Origin of the sequence: Pseudomonas sp. PAGU 2196 (assembly GCF_022179005.1) — a bacterium.
GTDB classification, from domain to species: Bacteria; Pseudomonadota; Gammaproteobacteria; order Pseudomonadales; family Pseudomonadaceae; genus Aquipseudomonas; species Aquipseudomonas kermanshahensis.
In genome coordinates this window covers 170,062-191,200 of record NZ_BNTL01000011.1, presented here as the reverse complement: position 1 = coordinate 191,200, position 21,139 = coordinate 170,062, and the positions used below count along the sequence as shown (strand labels likewise).

22 protein-coding genes are annotated in these 21,139 nt (G+C 64.6%); 6 read left to right on the top strand and 16 right to left on the bottom strand.

What is annotated here, in order from left to right; all coding sequences use genetic code 11:
* Window positions 1–118 precede the first annotated feature (118 nt).
* From madM to mdcA, 9 genes are all read right to left on the bottom strand, one after another.
* Window positions 119–883 carry a malonate transporter subunit MadM gene (gene madM / locus MFF34_RS11155; protein WP_027593478.1) on the bottom strand — a complete coding sequence of 255 codons (765 nt, stop codon included), beginning with the start codon at window positions 881–883 and terminating at the stop codon, window positions 119–121.
* A gap of 2 nt (window positions 884–885) precedes the next feature.
* Window positions 886–1,308, bottom strand: coding sequence for a malonate transporter subunit MadL (gene madL, locus MFF34_RS11150; RefSeq protein ID WP_027593479.1), 423 nt, complete (start codon window positions 1,306–1,308; stop codon window positions 886–888).
* A 62-nt stretch (window positions 1,309–1,370) separates the two neighbouring features.
* Complete coding sequence (gene mdcH, locus MFF34_RS11145) at window positions 1,371–2,291, bottom strand: malonate decarboxylase subunit epsilon (RefSeq protein WP_238213516.1); 921 nt, start codon at window positions 2,289–2,291, stop codon at window positions 1,371–1,373.
* Window positions 2,288–2,902 (bottom strand): malonate decarboxylase holo-ACP synthase, encoded by a 615-nt coding sequence (locus MFF34_RS11140; protein WP_238213509.1) that lies wholly within the window; start codon window positions 2,900–2,902, stop codon window positions 2,288–2,290. Before MFF34_RS11140 ends, mdcH begins: the two co-directional genes overlap by 4 nt.
* Before the next feature lies 1 nt (window position 2,903).
* On the bottom strand, window positions 2,904–3,695 hold the full coding sequence (gene mdcE / locus MFF34_RS11135; RefSeq protein WP_238213507.1) for a biotin-independent malonate decarboxylase subunit gamma: 792 nt from the start codon (window positions 3,693–3,695) through the stop codon (window positions 2,904–2,906).
* Window positions 3,692–4,540, bottom strand: coding sequence for a biotin-independent malonate decarboxylase subunit beta (locus MFF34_RS11130; RefSeq protein WP_238213504.1), 849 nt, complete (start codon window positions 4,538–4,540; stop codon window positions 3,692–3,694). The genes mdcE and MFF34_RS11130 overlap by 4 nt, the downstream gene beginning before the upstream one ends.
* Window positions 4,533–4,832, bottom strand: a complete 300-nt coding sequence (locus MFF34_RS11125) for a malonate decarboxylase subunit delta (RefSeq protein ID WP_238213502.1) — start codon at window positions 4,830–4,832, stop codon at window positions 4,533–4,535. The genes MFF34_RS11130 and MFF34_RS11125 overlap by 8 nt, the downstream gene beginning before the upstream one ends.
* A gap of 1 nt (window position 4,833) precedes the next feature.
* A complete protein-coding gene (locus MFF34_RS11120) occupies window positions 4,834–5,790 on the bottom strand; it encodes a triphosphoribosyl-dephospho-CoA synthase (protein WP_238213493.1) in 957 nt (318 codons plus the stop codon).
* Window positions 5,790–7,451: a malonate decarboxylase subunit alpha gene (gene mdcA / locus MFF34_RS11115; protein ID WP_027593486.1), complete on the bottom strand. Its 1,662-nt coding sequence runs from the start codon at window positions 7,449–7,451 to the stop codon at window positions 5,790–5,792. The genes MFF34_RS11120 and mdcA overlap by 1 nt, the downstream gene beginning before the upstream one ends.
* A gap of 314 nt (window positions 7,452–7,765) precedes the next feature.
* Between mdcA and MFF34_RS11110 the strand changes: the two genes are divergently transcribed.
* Both MFF34_RS11110 and MFF34_RS11105 read left to right on the top strand, forming a co-directional pair.
* The gene (locus MFF34_RS11110; RefSeq protein WP_085272970.1) at window positions 7,766–8,836 is read left to right on the top strand and encodes an enoyl-CoA hydratase/isomerase family protein; all 1,071 of its coding nucleotides are present in this window, start codon (window positions 7,766–7,768) and stop codon (window positions 8,834–8,836) included.
* A 16-nt stretch (window positions 8,837–8,852) separates the two neighbouring features.
* The gene (locus tag MFF34_RS11105; protein ID WP_238213491.1) at window positions 8,853–10,004 is read left to right on the top strand and encodes an acyl-CoA dehydrogenase family protein; all 1,152 of its coding nucleotides are present in this window, start codon (window positions 8,853–8,855) and stop codon (window positions 10,002–10,004) included.
* A gap of 63 nt (window positions 10,005–10,067) precedes the next feature.
* On the opposite strand, the gene MFF34_RS11100 is transcribed toward MFF34_RS11105, so the two are convergent.
* Window positions 10,068–11,000, bottom strand: coding sequence for a LysR family transcriptional regulator (locus tag MFF34_RS11100; protein WP_238213489.1), 933 nt, complete (start codon window positions 10,998–11,000; stop codon window positions 10,068–10,070).
* A 125-nt stretch (window positions 11,001–11,125) separates the two neighbouring features.
* On the opposite strand from MFF34_RS11100, the gene MFF34_RS11095 reads away from it, so the two are divergent.
* The gene (locus tag MFF34_RS11095) at window positions 11,126–11,389 is read left to right on the top strand and encodes a DUF2790 domain-containing protein (RefSeq protein WP_238213487.1); all 264 of its coding nucleotides are present in this window, start codon (window positions 11,126–11,128) and stop codon (window positions 11,387–11,389) included.
* A gap of 1 nt (window position 11,390) precedes the next feature.
* Here MFF34_RS11095 and MFF34_RS11090 read toward each other — a convergent pair whose 3' ends face one another.
* The 3 genes from MFF34_RS11090 to mqo form a co-directional block, all read right to left on the bottom strand.
* On the bottom strand, window positions 11,391–12,086 hold the full coding sequence (locus MFF34_RS11090) for a tRNA (adenine(22)-N(1))-methyltransferase TrmK (RefSeq protein ID WP_238213485.1): 696 nt from the start codon (window positions 12,084–12,086) through the stop codon (window positions 11,391–11,393).
* A gap of 100 nt (window positions 12,087–12,186) precedes the next feature.
* A complete protein-coding gene (locus tag MFF34_RS11085; protein WP_238213475.1) occupies window positions 12,187–13,233 on the bottom strand; it encodes a class I SAM-dependent methyltransferase in 1,047 nt (348 codons plus the stop codon).
* Between the two features lie 277 nt (window positions 13,234–13,510).
* Entirely contained in the window at window positions 13,511–15,091 is a 1,581-nt protein-coding gene (gene mqo, locus MFF34_RS11080) for a malate dehydrogenase (quinone) (RefSeq protein WP_238213473.1), read from the bottom strand.
* A gap of 156 nt (window positions 15,092–15,247) precedes the next feature.
* On the opposite strand from mqo, the gene MFF34_RS11075 reads away from it, so the two are divergent.
* Both MFF34_RS11075 and MFF34_RS11070 read left to right on the top strand, forming a co-directional pair.
* A complete protein-coding gene (locus MFF34_RS11075; protein ID WP_027593494.1) occupies window positions 15,248–16,468 on the top strand; it encodes a putative DNA modification/repair radical SAM protein in 1,221 nt (406 codons plus the stop codon).
* Window positions 16,459–17,325, top strand: coding sequence for a TIGR03915 family putative DNA repair protein (locus MFF34_RS11070; protein ID WP_238213465.1), 867 nt, complete (start codon window positions 16,459–16,461; stop codon window positions 17,323–17,325). Before MFF34_RS11075 ends, MFF34_RS11070 begins: the two co-directional genes overlap by 10 nt.
* Before the next feature lie 27 nt (window positions 17,326–17,352).
* Here the strand turns inward: MFF34_RS11070 and MFF34_RS11065 are convergent, their stop codons facing one another.
* The 3 genes from MFF34_RS11065 to MFF34_RS11055 form a co-directional block, all read right to left on the bottom strand.
* Window positions 17,353–18,324, bottom strand: a complete 972-nt coding sequence (locus MFF34_RS11065; RefSeq protein WP_027593496.1) for a biotin-dependent carboxyltransferase family protein — start codon at window positions 18,322–18,324, stop codon at window positions 17,353–17,355.
* Window positions 18,321–19,208 carry an allophanate hydrolase subunit 1 gene (locus tag MFF34_RS11060; protein ID WP_027593497.1) on the bottom strand — a complete coding sequence of 296 codons (888 nt, stop codon included), beginning with the start codon at window positions 19,206–19,208 and terminating at the stop codon, window positions 18,321–18,323. The genes MFF34_RS11065 and MFF34_RS11060 overlap by 4 nt, the downstream gene beginning before the upstream one ends.
* Before the next feature lie 93 nt (window positions 19,209–19,301).
* Window positions 19,302–20,060 carry a 5-oxoprolinase subunit PxpA gene (locus MFF34_RS11055; protein ID WP_238213455.1) on the bottom strand — a complete coding sequence of 253 codons (759 nt, stop codon included), beginning with the start codon at window positions 20,058–20,060 and terminating at the stop codon, window positions 19,302–19,304.
* Window positions 20,061–20,180: 120 nt separating this feature from the next.
* Between MFF34_RS11055 and MFF34_RS11050 the strand changes: the two genes are divergently transcribed.
* Window positions 20,181–21,098 carry a LysR family transcriptional regulator gene (locus MFF34_RS11050; protein WP_027593499.1) on the top strand — a complete coding sequence of 306 codons (918 nt, stop codon included), beginning with the start codon at window positions 20,181–20,183 and terminating at the stop codon, window positions 21,096–21,098.
* The last annotated feature ends 41 nt before the right edge of the window (window positions 21,099–21,139 follow it).

Genomic DNA, 21,139 nt, shown 5'->3' with positions numbered 1-21,139 from the left:
CGGGTAGGAGCAGCCCTGTGCTGGGAAGAGGTCGGTGACAACACCGTAGATAGTCGCCGCTAGTATGGGCCTCTTCGCAGCGCAAGGCTGCTCACACACAGAGGGCGTGAAGGGTGGGTCAGCCCATCAAGCCACGTACGCAGAAATACAGTATCGAAGGGCCCATCAAGCAGCCCAAGCCGGTATGGAAGGTCGCGGTCAGCGCGCCGTACGGCACCAGCCGCCGGTCCGTGGCCGCCAACCCCGCGGTCACCCCCGACACCGTCCCAGCCAAACCACCGAACACCATGGCCGAACGCGGGTTGTCCAGGGCCAGCAGGCGTGCCGACACCGGGGTGAACACCATGACCAGGATGGCCTTGATCAACCCGGTAGCTATCGACAAGGCCATCACGTCCGAGCTCGCACCCAGCGCCGCCCCAGTCACCGGCCCGACGATATAGGTCACTGCGCCCGCGCCAATGGTGGTCATGCTTACGGCATCGCGATAGCCGAAGGCATAGGCCACCGCCGCACCGACGATAAACGGCAGCACCGTGCCCAGCAGCAACGCCACGGCGCCAATCATCCCGGCCTTGCGCGCCTCGGTGGCCTGCACTTCGAAGGCCGTGGCGACGATGGCGAAGTCGCGCAGCATCGCCCCACCCATCAGGCCGATGCCAGAGAACAGCGCCATGTCCGCCAGGCCCTTTTGCCCGCCGGTCACGGTACCGCCAACCCAGGCCAGCACCAGCCCAATGACGATGGCAATCGCCGAGCCGTGCACCCGGCCGAACGTCAGGTATTTCGACATCAGTACCGACAACCACATGATCGCCCCAACAACCGCGAACGCGGTGATCAGGCCGTTGTGTTCCAAGGCATTGTCAATGATCGGCCACATGATCAGCGCCCTCCTGCAGGGGCAACCTGCACAGGTGTTTCGGGTGTGGGCTCCAGTGCGGGCAAGGGTTCACCGCGGTGGCTGCGGCTGATCAGCGCGATGGTCGCGCCACACACCAGTACCGCGCCGACGGCCGCCAGCAGCGCCACCGGCCCGCCGTGCAGGGCCGTGACCACGTTCTGCTGGGCCGCCATGGCCACCACCACCGGAATGTACATCGCGCCCCAGAAGCCGACGCCAAACTCGCACTCCTTGCTCATGCCGCCATGGCGGTGCATGTACAGCCGCGCACAGATCAGCAGGATCATGGCGATACCGACCCCGCCCACGTTGGATTTGACGCCCAGCAGCACGCCCAGGAAGTCGCCGACGATAACGCCGGCAAGCGTGCACACCGCCAGCAGAGCCACACCATAAATAATCATTGTTGTTGTCCTCAGGTGTTGTCGAAGTTGCTTGTTGTTGTCCTTCGCGTTGCACAGCACAGTCATCGGTTGCCGGCCACCTCCTGACGCATTAGGGCGTCGACGCTGTCCAGCCGAGTGGACTCGATGGCCACCACGCGGCCGTTGGCGAACACCTGTCGGGCCAGGCCGCTGAGCACACTGCCCGGTGGTATTTCCAGGTGCAGGCGCACCCCGCGTTCATAGGCGTTGCGCAACGTGGCACGCCAGTCCACCACCCGCGCCATGTTGCCGGCCAGGTCGTCGCGCAAGCGTTGCGGGTCGTGGATCGGCCGTGCACTGCTGCCGCTCAGGTAGGTGATGATGGGCCTTCGCAGTTCGACCGCAGCAAAGGCCTGGGCCAGTTCCGCAGCCGGGGCGTCGAGCAGTGGGCAATGGGACGGCACGCTGACCGCCAGGCGCCGCGCGACGCCCTGGCCCAGGCTGCGCGCGCGTTGGGCCACCGCAGCCATGGCCGCCTCACTGCCGGCAATGACGATCTGGTTTTCGCTGTTGAGGTTGGCGATGTAGACCTCACCGCCCGCCTCCACCAGCAAGCGCTCGACACTGGCCAGGTCCAGGCCGCTCAGCGCGGTCATGCCATACCCCTGCGGATAGGCGCGCTGCATCAACTCACCGCGCAGGGCAACCAGGCGCACGGCATCGGCGAACGCCAGCGCACCGGCCGTGACAGCGGCGGGATACGCCCCTATCGACAGCCCTGCCACATAGTCGGGGGCGGGACTTTGCTGCAGCAGTCGGCGCGCCCAGGCCACCCCGGTCACCAGCAGGCACAGCTGCACGGCCCGGGTGCTCTGCAATGCCTGCTCGCTGTCCAGGCCCAGCACGTGATGGCCCAGCGTATCGCTGGCCTCCTCCAACAGTGGGCCAGCCCCCTCGGGCAAACGGTGCAACATGCCTACCTGCTGGGCACCCTGGCCGGGGAACGCGAACAAACTGCTCATGCCGCACACGCCCAGGCTGCCCAGGGGTCGGCCACCAAGCGCGCGCCATGGGGCGACTTGAGCAATACGCGGCGGGCAGCACCGGCCCACTCACGCAGGGCGACGGCACCTGCCGGTGTTTCCAATTGCACATCGATACGGCATGGCGCGCAGTCCAGTATGTCCAGCAGTTCCCGCGCTTTTGCGCGTGCCAGGGGGTGCGGCGTGCGCACGACCACGTCCAGGTCACTGGCCAGGTGCAGCACGCCAGTCTCGGTGGCGAGTTGGTACCCCACCCCACCTGTCGGCCCCCAGGCCAGCCCGGTGGTATCGAGTACCGGGGCCACCGAGGCCAACGCCTGCAATGCAGGCCACGGGCTCGGTGCTTGCCAGCGCAGGGCCTCAGGGCTCTGCAGGCGTTGGATATCGGCCAGGCGCATCTGTGTGCCCAGCCGCTGATCCCGGCTCAGGCCGCGCAGGCCCACCGCCACCCAGCCGTCAGCGCAGGCGGCACGGCGCACCACTACAGGCTGACCGCTTGCCACCACCTGATGCGCCCACTGCGGGGCATCTTCAGGCAGCGCGCAAAGGGGCAACCCCCACAACAGGTCGTGCGCGCGTGGGCTATTCATCTCAGGCCCCCTGCCACTGACGGCGCAAGTGTTCGCGCACCTCGCGGGAGGCACGCCGGTTTTCGCCCGCCAGCCGCGATGACAGGTCGGTCGAGTTGCCGATATCGCGCACCGCTTCGGCCAAGCAGGTACGTACCTTGGCCAGGTCGGCCGCACTTGGCGTCTCGGCGTTGTCCACGCCAAGACGTCGCCACAGCAAGCCCAGCGAGGCGTAGCTGTCGAGGTCATAGGCCATCGGCGGTACTTCGGCGGCCAGGGCCTCCAGCGCTTCGACGCTGCGCAATGTAATGCGCGCGGCAGCGGCCTTGCCCATGGCGTGCACCATCACCCCAGCGTCGTCCAACGCGATCAGGCGCTGGGCTTGATAGCCATGCGCGAGGAACGCGCCAGACATCGCCTTGCCGACCAGCAGCCCAATCACCGGGTGCCCGGCCAAGCGCGCCTCGGCATACGCCTGCACCGCACCGGCCAGCGCCTGGTGAATGCCCAGCGCCTCTTCGCGGCGGCCATAGGCCTGGCTGGGCACATCGATGACGGCGACGATGGCCCGCTTCTCGCAGTCGCGGTCTGCCGCGACCGCTTCGCTCACCGCCTTGGCCAGCCCCCAGCCTTCCAGCAAGCCGACCTCGCCCGCACGCGCCCGGGGGAACGGGTTGTGCGCATCGGGCACCACGGCAATGAAGCGTGCCAGGCGGTTGTCCAGTTCGCCGTCGATCACCTGCAGCGACGCGGGGTAGCCCGGCAGCACTTGCCCGCCGGCCAGGCCCGGCAGCCAGTTCATGGCTCGGTTCATTTGGCTTCTCCTTGGTAGAGGCTGCGTACAGCGGCGGCATCCAGTTGCGGGCAGTCATCGCCGAGGCGCGACAGCCGCTCGAGGTACCAGGCGTAGTGGCGAGCACGGTCTGTGGTGGGGGTGTCGAGCAGGTGCAAAAGCTGCTGGCGTATTGCATCTGCATCATCGGCCACGTAGCCGTCGACCAGCCCACTGGCATGGCGCTGCTCGCCACCGGTCAGGCTCCAGATAAAGGGGCGGTCCTTGGCGTCGTATTCGGCGATGCCCGCTTCCTGCTCGATGACCTGCGGGCCATTGAGGCCCAGGCGCGCCTCACGGGTGACCAGCAGGTGGCTGCACAGGCCGGCAGCGATGGACATACCGCCGAAGCAGCCGACCGAGCCTGCGATCACGCCGATCACCGGCTGGTAGCTGCGCAGCTCGACGATCGCGGCCTGGATCTCGGCGATCGCCGCCAGGCCCAGGTTGGCTTCCTGCAGGCGCACGCCACCGGTTTCCAGCAGCAGCACGGCGCAGGTCGGGGTGCCGTTGCGGTTGTCTTCGATGGCCAGTTCCAGCGCACCGGCGATCTTCGCCCCCCCCACCTCGCCCATGCTGCCGCCCTGGAAGCCACCCTCGATAGCGGCGACCACAGTATTGCGGCCATTCAGCCGGCCTTTGGCAATGACCACGCCATCATCGGCCTGGGGCACGATGCCCTGGCGCGGCAACCAAGGTGACATGAGCCGGTCGAAGGGGCCCAGCAGCTCGCGGAACGTTCCCGGGTCAAGTAGTGCCCGGGCGCGCTGGCGGGCGCCCATTTCGACGAGGCTGCGGCTGTGCAGCAAACGTTCGGTGTCAGTCATGGGCGATCTCCTCGAAACCTTGCTCCAGGCGCAGGCGCACCACCCCTGGCGTGGCGCCAAAATCATGGATGTCGATATTCACCGCTGGCCATTGGCGGCCTTCGAACAGGCGCTGGAACAGTTGCGCCCAGCGCGCGCCGCTGCCGTTGACCGACGTCACGACCTGGATCTGCAAGCTGCCGGCGATGCCGGGTTCGATCAGCACTTCCAGGTCGCCGGAGCTGACGCAGCCGACCACGGTGCGCCCGCGCCCCGGTTCGGCGGCGGGGAATTGAAAGGTCAGGGTTTCCATGTCACAGGCTCCCGGCTTTGTCGAGGAACAGGCAGGCCGCCAACAGATCGGCAGCGCCACCCGGAGAGGCATTCAGTTGCAGCAAGTGTTCATCCAAAAGGCGCAGTTGCCGGCGCCCGTCCAGCGTGGCGCTGCCACCGGCGTCCAGGACGGCGCGGGCCCCCTGCTGGACCGTGGCCAGCCCTTGTGGCCCGGCGCGCCAAAGCACGCAGGTGTCGGCCAGCGCCGCCATGATCGCCAGCAAGGCATCGAGCCGCGCGTGGGTTTCGCTGGCACCTAAGGCACGGCTGCGCTGCAGCTGTGGCAGGCCATGCGCGATAACCGCTGGGAAGCCCAATTGCGCCTGTTCACGGGCACCGCCGCTGCCATACCGGCGCCTTACCTGGGCACCATGGCTGTCTTCCGAAGTTGCGCCCGGGTCGTCGATCAGCGCGATGCGCCCGGCGCGGGCCGCCACTGTGCACGGGTCAGCGTGGGGACCCATGGCACGGGCCGCCACCAGCAGCCCCAGGGCCCAGATCGCGCCTCGGTGGGTATTCACCCCGCCAGTGGTCGCCAGCATCGCGGCCTCGCCTTCGCGGCCAATGCGGCCTAGCGCCGTGCGCAAGGGCTGGCCGACGCCGCCAATGGCCTCGGCCGCTTCGGCCATCTGCCGCAGGCACGGCCACAGGGCCAGCGCCGAAGCATGCATCAACGCTAGCGTCATGTCGGTGTGCGCACCGTTGCTGCGGCGGTCTACCAAGCCCGGTTTGGGCGACAGGTCGGCTTCGTCGATCAGGGCTTCTACTGCCAAATCCGCCAGGTGGTCGGCCAGAGGGATTTCGGTTGTCTGTTCAGCCCTCTTCGCGGGCAAGCCCGCTCCCACAGAGCCCCCACTGGCTTCAAGGCCCGTTACATACCTGTAGGAACGAGCTTGCTCGCGAAGCAGCCCTTGCGATTGCAGGTCGAGTACTTTCATCACCAGCTCCTGAACCGTGCGGGTGGGTTGTACAAGCCACCGGACCATTCGACCAGGTCGGCGATGCTGCGCGCAGCCAGCAGTTCACGGCTGGCATCGGTTCGGCGGATGCCCAAGTCCTCGGGCAACGCCACCAGGCCCTGCTGGCGCAGGCGCTGGGTGTCTTTGGGGTCATGCCGCAGGCCAATGGCGGTGACACCGGCCACGGCTGCAATCATCTGCTGGCGTTCCTCAAGGCTGCGCGCCTTGTACAGGTAGGCGATGCCTTCTTCGGTGAGCAAGTGGGTTACGTCGTCGCCGTAGATCATCACCGGTGCCAGCGGCATGCCGGCTTTTTTCGCCACTTCGACCGCATCGAGGGTTTCGACAAAGGTGGGCTTGCCGCCCTCCTGGTAGGTCTCGACCATCTGCACCACCAGCTTGCGGCCGCGCTCGAGCATCGTTTCGGGCACGGTCATGTCGAGCCAGGCCGGTGTCGCGTGGCGGCGCCCACGGGGGTCGTGGCCCATGTTCGGCGCACCGCCAAAGCCCGCCAGGCGGCCGCGGGTCACGGTCGAAGAATGGCCGTCGCCATCCACTTGCAACGTGGCGCCGATAAACAGGTCGACGGCGTACTGCCCCGCCAGCTGGCACATCATGCGGTTGGAGCGTAGCGAGCCGTCGCGGCCGGTGAAAAACACGTCCGGGCGCTGGGCGATGTAGTCCTCCATGCCCAATTCGGTACCAAAACAATGCACGCTCTCGACCCAACCTGTTTCGATAGCGGGAATCAATGTGGGGTGGGGATTGAGTGTCCAGTTGCGGCAAATTTTGCCTTTCAGGCCCAGGGACTCGCCATAGGTCGGCAAGATCAGCTCAATGGCTGCGGTGTTGAACCCGATGCCGTGGTTCAGCGACTGCACCTGGTGTTTTTCATAGATGCCACGGATCGCCATCATCGCCATCAGCACATGCACCGGCTTGATGTGGCGTGGGTCGCGGGTGAACAGCGGCTCGATGTAGAACGGCTGGTCGGCGACCACCACGAAGTCGACCCAGGACGCGGGGATATCGACGCGCGGCAGGTCGTCGACCCGCTCCACCAATTGGTTGACCTGGGCAATGACGATGCCGTCACTGAAGGCGGCGGGTTCGACCAGGGCCGGGGTGTCTTCGGTGCTGGGGCCGGTATAGAGGTTGCCATCCCGGTCGGCCATGAAGCCCGCGACCAGGGTCACGTTGGGGATGAGGTCGACCAGCAGCCGGGAGTACAGCTCGATATAAGTATGGATGGCGCCGACTTCGAGCAGGCCGTCTTCCAGCAGTTGCCCGATGCGCAGGCTCTGTGGCCCGGCGAACGAGAAGTCGAGCTTGCGGGCGATGCCCCGCTCGAACAGGTCGAGGTGTTCGGCACGGCTGACGCTGGGCATGATCATGTGCAAATCGTGCAGCCGCGCCGGGTCGACCTTGGCCAGTGAGCGGGAGAGAAAATCGGCCTGCTTCTGGTTGTTGCCTTCCAGCACCACCCGGTCGCCGGGGGCGAGTAACAGTTCCAGTGCCTCGACGATATGCGCGGTGGGCAGCACCACGCCGTCGGCGAGGTGGCGGACCCGGTCGAGGCGGCGCTGCTTCTCGGCGCGCCGCCGCGACCATTGCGGCGGTGGATTCTTGGTTGTTGTCATGGTGACTCCACGGGTTCGCTGTCGTGGAGCCACCTTAGGGCGGGGCGTGAGGGTGCATCAATCAAGCTGGTTGGGTGATCGTTACGCTCAGGTTAATGAATTGAGGGTGGAGTGGGCTTGGGGTGTATGGCGTGCTATTAGTGGGGGGCGCAGATCGAGCGCTGCAAGGCTAAACCCACACACAGGGCAAAAATGCAAAACACCCCTGCAGATTTGCCGATTGTGCACGACAAATTCGCATGACAGGATCCAGTGATCCTCCAGCGAACTCCAGACTTCACTTGGAAAATCAATAACAAAGCAGGGAGAACGCGATGACCGCGCATGCTTACACTTCGGCAACGGATCATGTCTTGGCTGAAGTCCGCAACCAGATTGGCCACCTGACCCTGAACCGCCCCGCCGGCCTCAATGCCCTGACCCTGGACATGGTGCGCAGCCTGCGCCTGCACTTCGACCAATGGGCAGACGACCCGCAGGTGCGCGCAGTGGTGCTGCGTGGTGCGGGCCCTAAAGGGTTTTGCGCCGGTGGCGACATCCGCTCGCTGCACGACAGCTACAAAAACGCAGAACGCCTGCATGAAGACTTTTTCGTCGAGGAATATGCGCTCGACCTGTGCATCCATCATTACCGCAAACCGGTGCTGGTGCTGATGGACGGCTTCACCCTCGGCGGCGGCATGGGCCTGGCCCAAGGCTGTGACCTGCGGGTGGTGACCGAACGCAGCCGGCTGGGCATGCCGGAAGTCGGCATCGGCTATTTCCCGGATGTGGGCGGCAGCTATTTCCTCTCACGCCTCCCTGGCGAGCTGGGCACTTACCTCGGTGTCACTGGCACCCAGATCCAGGCCGCCGACGCGCTGTATTGCGGGCTCGCCGACTGGCACGTGCCCTGCGATAAACTCACCGCACTCGACCAGGGCCTGGACCGCCTGACCTTTGGCGACCACCCGCTCAAGGACCTGCAAGGCCTGCTGGCCAAGCTCGGCACTCAGGTGCTGGATGACGCGCCGCTGGAGAAGCTGCGCCCGGTCATCGACCACTTTTTTGCCCTCCCCGACCTGCCAGCGATCATCGAGCAACTGCGCACCGTCAGCATCGGCGACAGCCACCCATGGGCCCTGGCAACCGCCGACCAGCTGGAAAGCCGCTCGCCACTGGCCATGGCGGTTACGCTGGAAATGCTGCGCCGCGGTCGCCACCTGGCACTTGAGGCGTGCTTTGCCATGGAGCTGCACCTGGACCGCCAGTGGTTCCAGTACGGCGACATCATCGAGGGCGTGCGTGCCCTGATCATCGACAAGGACAAGCAGCCCCGCTGGAACCCGCCCACCCTGGCCGAGCTTGAGCGCCAGCGGGTCGACCAATTCTTCGAAGGCCTGTGAGCCCGGGAGTACACAGATGCAAGACCTGGAACTGAGCGAAGAGCAGATCATGATCCGCGACATGGCCCGGGACTTTTCCCGTGGCGAAATCGCGCCCCATGCCCAGGCCTGGGAAAAAGCCGGCTGGATCGATGATGGCGTGGTCCGCAAGATGGGCGAGCTGGGGCTGCTCGGCATGGTGGTGCCTGAAGCCTTTGGCGGCAGCTACACCGATTACGTCGCCTACGCCCTGGCCGTGGAAGAAATCGCCGCTGGCTGCGGCGCCACCGGGGCGATGATGAGCATCCACAACTCGGTAGGCTGCGGCCCGTTGCTGGCTTATGGCACAGCCGAACAGCAACAGGCTTGGTTGCCACGCCTGGCCACGGGCGAGGTGATTGGCTGCTTCTGCCTGACCGAACCCCAGGCCGGCTCCGAGGCGCACAACCTGCGCACCCGCGCCGAACGCGTGGGGGGCGAATGGGTGATCAATGGGTCCAAGCAGTTTGTCAGCAATGCTCGCCGAGCGGGCCTAGCGATCGTCTTCGCGGTGACCGACCCGGAACTGGGCAAGAAAGGCCTGTCGGCCTTCCTGGTACCCACTGACAACCCTGGCTTCAAGGTTGACCGCAGCGAGCACAAGATGGGCATTCGCGCCTCGGATACCTGCGCGGTGACCTTCGACAACTGCCGCATCCCGGCCGCCAATATGCTCGGTGAGCGCGGCAAGGGCTTGGCCATCGCCTTGTCCAACCTCGAAGGTGGGCGTATCGGCATTGCCGCGCAGGCATTGGGTATCGCCCGCGCCGCGTTCGAAGCCGCGCTGGTCTACTCCCGTGATCGGGTGCAGTTCGGCAAGCCGATCAACGAACACCAGAGCATCGCCAACCTGCTGGCCGACATGCAGGTACAGGTGAATGCCGCACGCCTGCTGATCCTGCATGCGGCCCGCTTGCGCAGTGCCGGCAAGCCGTGCCTGTCGGAGGCTTCGCAGGCCAAGCTGTTCGCGTCGGAAATGGCCGAGCGGGTATGTTCCATGGCCATCCAGGTGCATGGTGGCTATGGCTACCTGGAGGATTACCCGGTGGAACGCTATTACCGTGACGCACGAATCACGCAGATCTACGAAGGCTCGAGCGAGATCCAGCGGATGCTGATTGCGCGGGAGCTCAAGCACTATCCGCTGTAGCGGGTCGCCAAACCTGTGGGCGCCGGCAAGCCAGCCCACAGGTTCCTGCTAAATCAGCCCGTTTCAGCGCCAATACCGCTCATCATCCACTATCCGCGCATGGGCCTCGAACAGCGCGGGTAGCTGTTCCTTGAGGTAGTCGATCCAGGTACGCACCTTGGCATCCAGGTAGTGCCGCGACGGGTAGATCGCGTACAGCGCACACTCGCGCAGGCGATACGGGGCCAGCAGCCGGCGCAAACGCCCCTGCTCGATGGCCTGGCTGGCGGTATAGAACGGCAACAGCCCGATGCCCATGCCCAGCTCGCTGGCCAGCAGCATGGCGTCGGCTACGTTGGTCAGGAAGCTGTCTCGCGGCGCGATCACGCACTGATCGACGCCTTGCGGGAATACCCAGTCGCCTTCATACATCGGATACGCCATGCGCAGGCAACGATGATCATGCAGGTCTTCCGGCCGCCCGGGTACCCCAAAGGCTTCCAGGTAGCTGGGCGCGGCACAGGGGATGCTGAAGATGTCGCCCAAGGGCACTGCGATCAATTGCGAGTCCGGCAAGGCCCCGTCCACGGTGATCACCACGTCATGCCCTTCAGCCAGCGGGTCGGGGTTGCGTTGGGACAGGGTCAATTCGACCACCACTTCTGGGCACAGCGCGTTGTAGCCCGCCACCAGCGGCATCAGCAGCAGGCCCAGGCCGTGCGGGCAATGCAGGCGCAAGCGGCCACGGGGCGTGAGGTGCGCGCCGCGCGCTTCGCCCACGGCTTCTTCGGTCAACAACATGATTTGCCGGGCGCGCTCAAGAAAACGCTCGCCCGCCTCGCTCATGCGCAAACGGCGCGTGGTGCGGTGCAGCAAACGGGTCTGTAGCTGGTTCTCAAGCTCGGCAACGATGCGCGACACCTGCGCCGCTGAAATATCCAGGGCATTGGCAGCCGCCGCAAAGCTGCCGCACTCCACCACCCGGGTGAAAGTACGCATGGCATGCAGCATGTCCATGAGGGATGGGCTCCTTGTTCAATCTTATTCTTACGTTCAAGGCAGGAATCTATCACGGGTTAGCCCATTTATTGTGGATCACCAATGAATACATCATTGGTAAAACATCGAAAAAGGAACTTGCCATGAAACGTTCGATCGCTGTGCTTGCCGTTACCGCTGCCCTCGCCTCGTTCGGCGCCTTGGCTGACGCGGGCTCTAACCAGCCTGTTGCCAACAGCAACTACGAATACGGCATGCCGCTGGATGTGGCCAAAGTCATCTCCATCACCCCAGCCAGCAATGCAGCCGATTGCCAGGTTGGCACCGCACACATGGTCTATGTCGACCACCAAGGCCACACCCGCGAAATCAACTACCGGGAAATGGGCAACTGCTCGCAGCAGTGAGTCAGGCCAATACCTGGTTGATCCAGGTGATTTGCCGGGCGAAATCGTCGCGCTTTTCCTGTGGGATTGCATCCCGGGCACGTTCGAAGTTGGCCAACGTCTGCTGCTTCTGACGCAACATGCGCTGCCATTTAGTCATGAACGCTGGGCTTTTCTCGCGCATCAACAGTGGGCCGAAGTACAGTTCTTCGGCGGTATACGCCACTGCCTCACACGGTTCGGCGACGATGATTTCGTAGTCGAAGCGGTTCTCCCGCAGCAACTCTTCGCTGACGATGCGATAGCCATTGGTCATTAGCCAGCCCCGCAGCGCGCACTCGCCGCCGTTGGGTTGCAGAATCAGGCGCTCGGTGCCGTTCAAGCGATGCTTGCCGCGTTCCAGAATTTCGCACAGGGTGTCGCCGCCCATGCCGCAGAGGCTGACGACAGAGATCCGGTCGTTTATTTCGATCGCCTCTAGCCCATCGGCCAGGCGAATGGTGATGCGTGCTTCCAAGCCATTGCGGCGCACATTGCGCTGAGCGGAGGCAAAGGGCGTCTGCGCCACTTCACCGGCCACGCCCGCTTCGATAGTGCCGCGCAGCATCAACGCTACCGGCAAGTAACCGTGGTCCGAGCCGATATCGGCCAGGCGCGCGCCGTGTGGCACATGCGCCGCCACGCGCTCCAGGCGCATGGAGAGTGTCTGTTCGTTCAACGTAAGCCCCTTGCTCGACAACCGGGCGCGATTCTGACGATCAGGGCGCGGCATTACAATGCGTAAAAGCCGAATGGCCCGGTTGCGGCAAGGGCAGCGGCTATTTACGCGCCTCCAGGATCAGGTTGAACGGTGTCTGCGTCGCACGCCGGAACCGAGTGAACCCCGCCTCTTCGAACACCGCCCGCAGCCGTGCCTCCCCGGCCTGGGCACCCAACCCCAATCCCACCTCCTGAGACAGCGAGTTCGGCGTGCAGATAAACGTCGACGCTGCGTAGAACAAGCGCCCAACCGGCGTCAGGTTGCCCTCTAGCGAATCTTCGGCATACGGTTCCACCAGCATCACCGAGCCGTCAGCCTTCAAGGCACGGTAGGCATGGCGCGCGGCGCCCACCGGGTCGCCCATGTCGTGCAGGCAATCGAAGAAACACACCAGGTCATGGTCGTGGCCCGGGTAGTCTTTAGCAGTGGCCTGATGGAAATGTACCCGCGCGCCCAACCCCGCCTCTTCGGCGCGCTGGTTGGCGGTGGCGATGGATGGCCCGTGATAGTCGTAGCCGACAAAGGTCGATGCAGGAAACGCCTGGGCCATGACCAACGTCGAAGCGCCATGGCCACAGCCCACATCGGCAACCTTGGCGCCCGCTTGCAGTTTCGCCACTACCCCGTCCAGCGCCGGCAGCCACTCGGCCACCAGGAACGTCCGATAACCCGGCCGGAAGAACCGCTCGGTGCCGCTGAACATGCACGGGTGGTGGTCGCCCCACGCCAACCCGCCGTCGCCACGCATGGCCGCGACCAGCTTGTCTTTGTCGTGAAACAGCGCCGCCACCACTGCGGCGCCACCGGCCATATAGGCCGGCGAATCCTCCAGCGCCAGGGCCATGGCCTGTTCTTCGGGCAGCACGAAACTGCCCTTGTCATGCACCATGTAGCCCGACGCCGCCTGGGCATTGAGCCATTCGCGCACCAGGCGCGGGTGGCAACCGGTCTTTGCTGCGAGCGCGTCGGGGGTGGTCGGCAGGCTGTCGGCCATCGCCCGGTACAGTCCGAGCTCGTCGCCCAGAATGACATTGGCCAGGGTCGCCGCAGCGCCCATGTCACCCACCAGCTTGCCCATGAATTCGTGAAGCCGTGCCTCGTCCATGACCTGCCCTCCTCTGCAAGAAGGCCACCGTCGACGAGGGAAGTCCGGGTCCGAGGGGGCGGTGGTCCGGTGATTAATTCGCTCACCACGACATTCGCCGTGATGTGCTGTGTAAGTGTAGATGGACACCATTCAGCCAAGCGCAGCCTGCAGAGTGCGCGCGTTTTTTGTAGGAGCAGCCTTGTGCTGCGAAGAGGCCCGTGCGGCAACAACATCCTCAATAGCCAGACCGGCCCTTTCGCAGCACAAGGCTGCTCCTACAGCGCATGCGGCCTGTTTACGGTACTGACGGTGGATTCAGCTGCAGCACCTCATTGGTATACGTCCACTCCTGCTGCACCCTGTCCGGGTGCTCGTTCAGGCGAATGCCGTAAGACGGCACGATCTGCTTGATCTTGGCTTGCCACTGCGGCGAGGCCACCTTGTCCTTGAACACCTTGTTCAACACATCCAGCATGATCGGCGGCGCGGTCGAGGCACCCGGTGAGGCCCCAAGCAGGCCGGCGATGCTGCCGTCCTTGGACGTGACCACTTCAGTACCCAACTTGAGCACCCCACCCTGGGCCTCGTCCTTCTTGATGATCTGCACCCGCTGGCCGGCTTGCCACAGGCGCCAGTCTTCCTTCTTGGCCTCGGGGAAGTAGGTGCGCAGTGCTTCGAAGCGGTCATCGTCCGACTGCAAAACCTGACCGACCAGGTACTGCACCAGATCGAACTCACGTACCCCTACCCTCACCATCGGCCAGGCGTTGTGAACACTGGCGCTGGCGAACAGGTCGAGCAACGAGCCCTGCTTGAGGAACTTGGTCGAGAAGGTAGCAAACGGCCCGAACAGGATCATGCGCTTGCCATCGAGGACACGGGTGTCCAGGTGCGGTACCGACATCGGCGGCGCGCCGGTTGCCGCAATGCCATAGGCCTTGGCCATGTGCCGCTGGGCAATGGCCGGGTTGTCGGTGACCAGGAACGAACCACCGACTGGGAAGCCGGCATAGTCCTTGGCTTCATCGATGCCGGACTTCTGCAACAGGGGCAGCGCCGCGCCGCCGGCACCGATGAACAGGAACTTGGCATCGGTGGCAGCCTGGCTGCCATCTTTCAGGTTCTTGTACTCGACATGCCATGAGCCGTCGTCGTTGCGGGTGATGTCCTGTACCTCGCTCGACAGCTTGAGGTCGAAGTTAGGCCGAGTCTGCAGGTAACCCACATACTGCCGAGTGATCTCGCCAAAGTTGACGTCGGTACCGATCGGCGTCCAGGTCACGGCCAATTTCTGATTGGGGTCGCGGCCCTCCATCATCAAGGGCACCCATTTGCGGATCTGTTCGTGGTCTTCGGAATACTGCATGGGCTTGAACAGCGGGCTGGCTTGCAACGCCTCATAACGCTTCTTCAGGAAGCGAATGTTGTCGTCGCCCCAGACGAAGCTCATGTGCGGCGTGGTGTTGATAAAGGAATGGGGGTTCTTCAACACGCCCTGCTTGACCTGCCAGGCAAGGAATTGGCGGGTGATCTGGAATGACTCGTTGATCTCCACGGCCTTGCTGATGTCGATCTTGCCATCTTTTTCTGGCGTGTAGTTCAGCTCTGCCAAGGCCGAGTGGCCGGTACCAGCGTTGTTCCAACCGTTGGAGCTTTCTTCGGCCACCTTGTCCAGGCGCTCGACCATCTCCATCGACCAGCCGGGCTCCAGCTCGTTGAGCCAGATAGCCAGGGTCGAACTCATGATGCCGCCGCCCACCAGCAGTACATCGACCTTTTTGGTTTCAGCGGCCTGGGCGTTGAGCATGACTGCGCCCAACCCCATGGCCAGCGCCAGGCCGGCCAGCGCCCGCTTCGCTTCGTTCGTGATTTTCATGTCCTCTCCCGCGCGCCTCGTTGCTGTCCGTAAGTCCAGCACAAGCTTAGCTGACGGATTTACTCGGGCATTGATCCACGGCCTTCATCGATGGGGCTTGCAATCAGGGCATTCTCAAAATACTGTATGAATATTCAGTATTTCGAGTCAGCCGCCATGCAACTCATCGCCAAACTCGGCATTCTTGCCGACGCCGCCAAGTACGATGCTTCTTGCGCCAGCAGCGGTGCGCCCAAGCGTAGTTCGCGCGGCAGCGAAGGCCTGGGTGCCACCGATGGCATGGGCATTTGCCACAGCTATACCCCGGACGGGCGCTGCGTATCGCTGCTCAAGGTGCTGCTTACCAACTTCTGCCTCTACGATTGCCAGTACTGCGTCAACCGGCGCTCCAGCAACGTGCCGCGGGCGCGCTTTACCCCAGAAGAGGTGGTGCGCCTGACGCTCGACTTCTACCGGCGCAACTGCATCAGCGGCCTGTTTCTCAGTTCGGGCATCATCCGCTCGGCCGACTACACCATGGAGCAATTGATCCGCGTGGCACGCCTGCTGCGCGAGGAGCACAACTTTCGCGGCTACATCCACCTCAAGACCATCCCCGATGCCGACCCGCTGCTGATCGAAGAAGCCGGGCGCCTGGCCGACCGCCTGAGCGTCAACATCGAGTTACCGACCGACGCCAGCCTCAAGCGCCTGGCCCCTGAGAAACACGCGCACACCATCCGCCAGGCCATGGCGGTCATTCACCACGGCCAGCAAGCGGTGGCCAACGAACCCAAGGCGCCGCGCTTTACCCCGGCCGGGCAAAGCACCCAGGTCATCGTCGGCGCAGACGCCACCGACGACAGCACCCTGCTGCGCAATGCCGAGTCCTTGTACCAGGGCTACGGCCTCAAGCGCGTGTACTACTCGGCTTTCAGCCCGATCCCCGACAGCCCCGACAGTGTGCCCTTGGCAGCGCCGCCGCTGCTGCGGGAACACCGCCTGTACCAAGCCGACTTCCTGCTGCGTGGCTATGGCTACAAGGCCGGCGAACTGCTGGCGCAAAGCGGCAACCTGGCACTGGACATCGACCCTAAGCTTGCGTGGGCGCTGGCCAACCGTGAGGTCTTCCCGCTGGATGTGAACCGCGCCGAGCCAGCCCTGCTGGCACGCATCCCGGGCATCGGCCTGCGCAGCGTGCAGCGTTTGGTAGCGCTGCGACGAGAGCGGCGCATCCGCTACGACGACCTGATTCAACTGCGCTGCGTGCTGGACAAAGCGCGCCCATTCATCGTCACCAGTGACTATCGCCCCGCCCAGGCCGAGCTGCGCAGCGGCCTGCTGCGCGAACGCCTGCGCGAACCCCAGGCACCGGTGCAAATGGGGTTATGGGGATGATCGCGCTCAACTGCGATGACAGCTTCGCCACCTGGCGTGACCAAGCCCGAACGCTGCTCGGCCATGGCATTGACCCAGCCGACGTCACCTGGTCACAAGGCCCGATCGATGATCTGCTGGCCATCCCTGCACCGCTGCCCCAAGGTCCAGGCCCGTTTCGCGGCAAAGTGCCAGCAGCCCTACTGAGCCAGCTGGAGCAGGCAGCCTGCTACCGCGGCGAGCAACGCTGGAACCTGCTGTACGAAGTGCTTTGGCGCGTGGCCCATGGTGACCGCACGGCAATGCTGGCCGGCGATCGCCTGGGCAGCGAATTGCACCGGCGCATCAAACAGGTCAGCCGTGAAGCCCATCACCTGCATGCCTTTGTACGCTTCGTGCCGCTACCCGAAGCGTTGGCGCAGCAGCTGCAACTGGACCTGGTCGCCTACTACGAACCCGCCCACGACATCCTGCACAGTGCCAGTGCGCATTTCGCCGGCCGCCTGGGCCGGCAACGCTGGTTGATCGCCACCCCTGCCGACGCTATCCGCTTCGACGGCCAGGCCTTCGACTACCGGCGCACCTGCCCTGACGAGTGGCGGCAATGGGCACGCAATGCCGACGACCCCGGCGCCGAGCTGTGGCGCACCTACTATCGCCACACTTTCAACCCCGCTCGCCTCAACCCGGACGCGCTGCGCCTGCACATGCCGGGGCGGTTCTGGCGGCATTTGCCGGAAGGGATGCTGATACCCCAGCTCGAAGGCCTGGCGCGCCAGGGTAAGCAGCGGGATGGGCAGGCGCTGGAGGTGGCTGCGCAGCGCGGTAAGCAAATAAACGAGAACGGCCAGAGAATACCGAAATCCTCTGACCGATAACGGGCAAGCAAGATCCTGCCCGAGCACTCAGCCAAACAGCCTGGCAACACACCCCAGCTTCTTCTTGTACGACCGCCGCGCCTCCAACGCCTGCTCCAGGCTCACCGGCAAAAACCGCGCCTGCTGATTAGGCTGCATCTGCCCGACCAGGTCCAGGTCGGCACTGATCACGGTGCCGATCATGGCGTACCCGCCTCCGGACACCGCATCGCGGTGCAGAATGATCGGCTCCAGCCCCGCCGGCACCTGGATCGAGCCGATCGGGTAGCAGCTGTCGACGATGTTCGAGGGGTCCGAGCCGGCGCCAAACGGCTGCTCACGCGGCTGGAAACTCAATGGGCTGCCGCCTTTGTAGCGGTAGCCGATTCGGTCTGCCTCGGAGCCGACGGTCCACGCCTCGGTAAAGAAGCGCTGCGCCGCTGCGTCGGTCAGGCGATGGAAATACAAGCCTGGGACCACCCGCAACACAACCTCGCCACCCAGCGACTGTCGCAACGCCATCGGCAGGCTCGCGCCGGCGCGGGTCTTGCCGCTGGGCACACCAACTGGCAGCACATCGCCTGCCAGCAACTTTCGCCCATGGTGCCCACCCAAGGCCCCCAGCGCGTAAGTCGATCGGCTGCCGAGCACCTCGGGCACATCGATACCGCCGGCGACAGCCAGGTATGCCCGGGCACCTGCCGTGGGGAAACCGAAGCGCAACACCTGCCCCGCCCTGACCGCGAACGCGGTGTCGGGGCGCTGCTCACGGCCGTCGAGCAATGCCGGCATCTGCGCGCCGCACACCGCCACCAGCGCATCCTGCTGGAACTCAAGTTCTGGGCCCACCAGCGCGCATTCAAGCCCCGCGGCGCCTGCCGGGTTGCCGACCAGATGGTTGGCTGCGCTCAAAGCGTACTGGTCAAGCGCCCCGGAAGGCGGAATGCCCAGGTGGTAATAGCCCTCGCGACCGAGGTCCTGTACCGAGGTAGCCAGGCCGGGTTTGAGTACCTTGATCATGCCAGCACCTCCTGCAGCGTCTTGGGGTAGCCGACCGGGTCGGCCAGGAAGGCATCCAGGGAGAACGCCACCGGACGAATGCGCAGGTTGAAGCAACCGTCTTCCACATCCGCCACCGCCTGGTCATAGGCGCGGCGGTCGATCGGCTTGAACTGCACGATGTCACCCGGGCGGAAGAACACCATGTGCGCCTTGAGGTAGGCCAGCGTCTGCTGCGGGTCGTAGATCGGTGCCGGGGTGACGCCAAACATCTGGTAGCCCCCCGCCCCGCGCACCGAGTAGATGCAACCGAAGCACCCGCCATGGCCGAGGGTCAGCTTGGGCGTGTCGGTACGTGGGCGCAGGTACTTGGGCACCTGCAGTTGCCGCTCGCGCTCGACCATCTGGAACATGAACGGCAGGCCGGCGACGAAGCCGACCATCGACACGAACCAGGGTGCGCCGCTGTGGGCGGCGATGAACGCCTCGACATCGGCCAGGCCGTTGACCCGCGCCGCATACTCAAGGTCGGTGCTGCTCGGGTCCTGGTGGCGATCGCGAAAACGCATCAGGGTTTCGTGGGTCCAGGGGTCGTTGTACAGCACCGGGATTTCGATGATGCGGGTGTGCAGCGAGCGCTCGGCCACCGCCTCTGCCTCGGCGCCGCGTACGGCTTCGAGCAGGGCCTCGGGGGCAATACGGTCAGGGTCGAAGCGGATCTGGAACGACGCGTTGGCCAGGCACACGTCGAGGACGCCCTCCAGGCCAAGCCGCTCCACCGCGCGGGTGACGGCCATGCCTTTGAAAAAGGCCTCCAGCGACATGCTGTCACTGACTTCGGCAAACAGGTGCTCGTCGGCACCGAAGCTGTAGCGGATCGGGGTAGAAGCAACCGGCTCGGCCATGACTGTTCCTTTTCTTGGAATCTTTATAGAAAGGCAGGCGAAATCAAATCGATGCAGCGGCCCTGGCCTAGGTGCGCCAGGTGCCGGTAAAACTCAGCGTGGCGCACGCACCTCGATACCGGCCTGATCCAGCGCCTTGCGCGTTGCCTCGACCAGCTCGAGTGCGCCGGGGGTATCGCTGTGCAGGCAAATGGAATCGAACGTTATGGCCAGCTCCTGCCCCTCGACCGTGCGCACCAGGCCTTGCTGGCAAGCGCGCAGCACGCGCTCGGCGACGGCCTCGGGTTGGTAGCCGCGCACGTTGCGGGTGAACACGATGGAGCCGCTCATATCGTACTCGCGGTCGGCATAGAACTCGCGCACCACCGGCTGGCCAAGTTCTTCGGCAATACGGCAGATCACCGAGCCTGGCATGCAGTACAACAGCAATTGCGGCTCGACCACGCGCAGGTTCTGCACCAACAGCCGGGCCGCCACCTCATCGCGCGCCAGGTGCATGTACAACGCGCCGTGGGGCTTGATGTGCTGCAAGGTCACACCTTGCGCACGGGCGATTTCACGCAGCGCACCCAGTTGATACAGGATGTCGTCGACCAGCTCCTGGGCGGTGGCATTGATGTGCCGGCGGCCGAAACCGACCAGGTCACGAAAGCCTGGGTGTGCACCGACGCCCACGCCCAGCGCCTTGGCCCGCTCGACGGTGCGGCGCATGGTGCCGGGGTCGCCGGCATGGAAGCCGGTGGCGATGTTGGCCGAGCTGATAAAAGCCATCAGCTCGTTGTCGACGCCATCACCGATGGTCCACGGGCCGAAGCCCTCACCCATGTCCGAATTGAAATCCACCACCTGCATGAACGTATCTCCTGGCACTTGTGACTGCATGCAAGCCACGTTAGATTTTCCACACCCCCTTGGGAAGATCTATAAACAGATAGGGTGTCTTCTGAAAATCAGATACACCGGGAGCCAACCGTGTCATTGACCCTGCGCCAGGTCCGCTACTTCGTCGCCACTGCCGAGATCGGTCAGATTTCACAGGCGGCGATCCACCTGAACATTTCCCAGTCGGCGGTGACCACCGCAATCAAGGAACTCGAGGCGATGCTCGGCGTGCTGCTGTTCCAGCGCTCGGCCCAGGGCATGAGCCTGACCGAGGCGGGCCGGCACTTTCTGAACCGCGCCTACGTGATTTTGCGCAGCGTCGACGATGCGCTGAACAGCCCGCTGCCAGACGTGCGCGCCAGCGGCCTGCTGCGCCTGGCGGCGAGCTATACGGTGATTGGCTACTTCTTGCCACACCACCTGCAACGCCTCGAACACTGGCACCCGGACGTGACCCTGGAAGTGCACGAGCAAGAGCGCAGCGCGATCGAGCAAGGGCTGCTGGAGGGGCGCTTCGACATGGCCGTGGTGCTCACCGCCAACCTCACCCACCCGGATATCGTCTCGGAAACCCTGTTCAACTCCGAGCGCCGGCTGTGGCTGCCCGGCCACCACCCGCTGTGCGAGCGCTCGGCGGTGAGCCTGGCCGATGTGGCCAGCGAACCGTTCATTCTGCTGACCGTGGACGAAGCCGAACAAAGTGCCATGCGTTACTGGGAGCAGGCCGGGCAGCGGCCCAGCGTGCGCGTGCGGACCAGCTCGGTGGAGGCCGTGCGCAGCATGGTCGCCAATGGCAGCGGCGTGGCGATCCTCTCTGATTTGGTGCACAGGCCCTGGTCGCTGGAGGGCAAACGGATCGAGACGGTGACCATCAGCGACCCGGTCACGCCGATGAGCGTGGGCCTGGCCTGGCATCGCGAGCGGGCGTTCAGCCCGGCGATGCAGGCGTTGCGCAACTACTTTCATGGTGCATTTCTGGCACCGCAGCAGTTGTCGGCGCGGCGTTGAACCGGAGGGCTGCTTTGCAGCCCAATCGCCGGCAAGCCGGC